At 71.0% G+C, this 1764-nt stretch carries 2 protein-coding genes and 1 pseudogene; 1 reads left to right on the top strand and 2 read right to left on the bottom strand.

Annotation, left to right across the window (positions count from 1 at the left end; translation table 11 throughout):
* A pseudogene (locus VF697_RS30450) lies at window positions 1-338 on the top strand (pyridoxal phosphate-dependent aminotransferase); the annotation flags it as partial.
* Here the strand turns inward: VF697_RS30450 and VF697_RS30445 are convergent.
* Window positions 335-757 carry a citrate lyase holo-[acyl-carrier protein] synthase gene (locus VF697_RS30445; RefSeq protein ID WP_331100408.1) on the bottom strand — a complete coding sequence of 141 codons (423 nt, stop codon included), beginning with the start codon at window positions 755-757 and terminating at the stop codon, window positions 335-337. The pseudogene VF697_RS30450 and the gene VF697_RS30445 sit on opposite strands and share 4 nt — an antisense overlap.
* A 196-nt stretch (window positions 758-953) precedes the next feature.
* Window positions 954-1764: ATP-binding protein (locus VF697_RS30440; RefSeq protein ID WP_331100407.1), on the bottom strand; the 811-nt coding region annotated here is incomplete at its 5' end.

Here is a 1764-nt window from a genome sequence, read left to right as displayed (position 1 = left end):
AGCTCGCCCTGCCGGCGCTGCTGGCCCACGCGCCGCGCTTCCAGGAGGCCCTGGGGGCGCGGGTGCGGGAGAACCGGCACCGGCTGCTCCAGGCCCGCCCGAAGGAGGCCCACTGGGACGTGGTGCCGGCCCAGGGCGGGTGGAGCACCGTGCTGCGCATTCCATTGGAGCCCGGCGAGGAGGCCACCTGCTTGTCCCTGCTGGAGCAGGGGGTGGTGGTGCAGCCGGGCTACTTCTACGACTTCAGCGGCGGGGCCTTCCTGGTGCTGTCCCTGCTGCCGCCGCCAGAGGTCTTCGCCGCCGCGCTGGAGCCGCTCGCGCGCGTGCTGGCCGCCTAGCCCACCACGTCGCGAGGAACCTTGCTCGTGGTGCCGAAGCTGCCGGCGAGGCCGTAGCATTCGATGCCCAGGTGGGGGTCCCACGAGGGCTGCCCCTCGATGCGGCTGGCCCTGCGCCGCGCCAGCAGGGCGGGCAGCTGCGTGACGAAGAGGCCGTAGAAACCGGCCGCGTCCTCGCCCATCTCGGCTGGCGCCACGCCCAGCTCCTGCTCCAGGTGCTGGAGCCCCAGGAGGAAGAGCCGCTCGGAGTCCTCGTTGGCCGCGGACCCCCGAGGCACATCCAGGGCGAGCTCGACCAGAGAGCGGCCCGGCAGGTGCCGCGCGAGTTCATGTCGCACCTTGGTGCGTTGCTCCCGTGCATCGAGCACGCGGGTCTCCTCGGTTCGTACCGAAGCTCGCTTCGCCAGGGCTGTGCTCATGTGGCTCCTCCCCGTGGTCCGGAAATCGGACCCCGCTCCAATAACAGAGACGCCTGACGCGGGTTCGTGATGCGCCTGACGAGTCATGGGGCGGGAGTGTTCCCACGGCATGCTGGCGAGCGGGTGAGCGTTCGCCACTTTTCAGAGCACTGCCTGGGAGGGCCCCGGGATTGATGGGAAGTGCACGCTCGGGGCCTCAACCCGACAGGGCCGTGGGAGTGGCTCCCACCCCCAGCGGAGGCATCGCGGCCACCAGGGCGCGCAGCCGTGGGACGTCGATGGGCTTGTCGAGGCAGGGCAGGCCCGTCGCGGCCATGAAGGTGCGCGACTGCTCCGTGAAGGCGCCTCCCGTCATGAAGATGACCCGCTGGGCCTGCTCCGGCGCCAGTCGCACCAGCTCCTCATGGAAGCGGGGACCACTCATCTCCGGCATCATCAGGTCGCACAGGATGGCGTCGAAGCGCCGGCCCGAGGCCACCTGCGCCAGGGCTTCCGGGCCCTGGACGAGCACGAGCACCTCGTACTGCTGGCCGAGGATGCGCTGGAGGGCCCGGCCGACGACCGCCTCGTCATCCAGGATCAGCACGCCGCGCTTCTTCGCCACCTTGCCCGAGGTTCTCGGGGGACTCTCGGTCACCTCATGGGCCGTTGGCAGGCGGAGGTGGAACACGGTGCCCTGGCCCGGCTCGCTCTCCACCCAGAGCGCTCCTCCCATCTCGGTGACGAGGCGGCGGCAGATGGCCAGTCCCAGGCCCGTGCCCACGCCCACCGGCTTGGTGGTGAAGAAGGGCTCGAAGATGCGCTCGCACAGCTCCGGGGGGATGCCCCGGCCGGTGTCGTGGATCTCCACCCGCACGTGGCCCGTGCCCTCCTGGCGCGTCACCACGCGGATCTCCTGCGCGGTGCTGTGGCCCTCGGGGATGGCATCGGCGGCGTTGACGAGCAGGTTGAGGAAGACCTGTCCGAGCGGCGCCTCGTTGGCGAGCACCGAGGAATGCGCGGCATAG

The organism is Archangium sp. (assembly GCF_036388035.1).
Taxonomy (GTDB): domain Bacteria; phylum Myxococcota; class Myxococcia; order Myxococcales; family Myxococcaceae; genus Archangium.
The sequence above is the reverse complement of the archived record's forward strand: the minus strand, read 5'-3'. Positions and strand labels throughout refer to the sequence as shown.

What these genes read in the sequence shown, in the direction of transcription:
- VF697_RS30445 (WP_331100408.1), bottom strand. Translation starts at nt 757, where the DNA reads ATGAGCACAGCCCTGGCGAAGCGAGCTTCGGTACGAACCGAGGAGACC.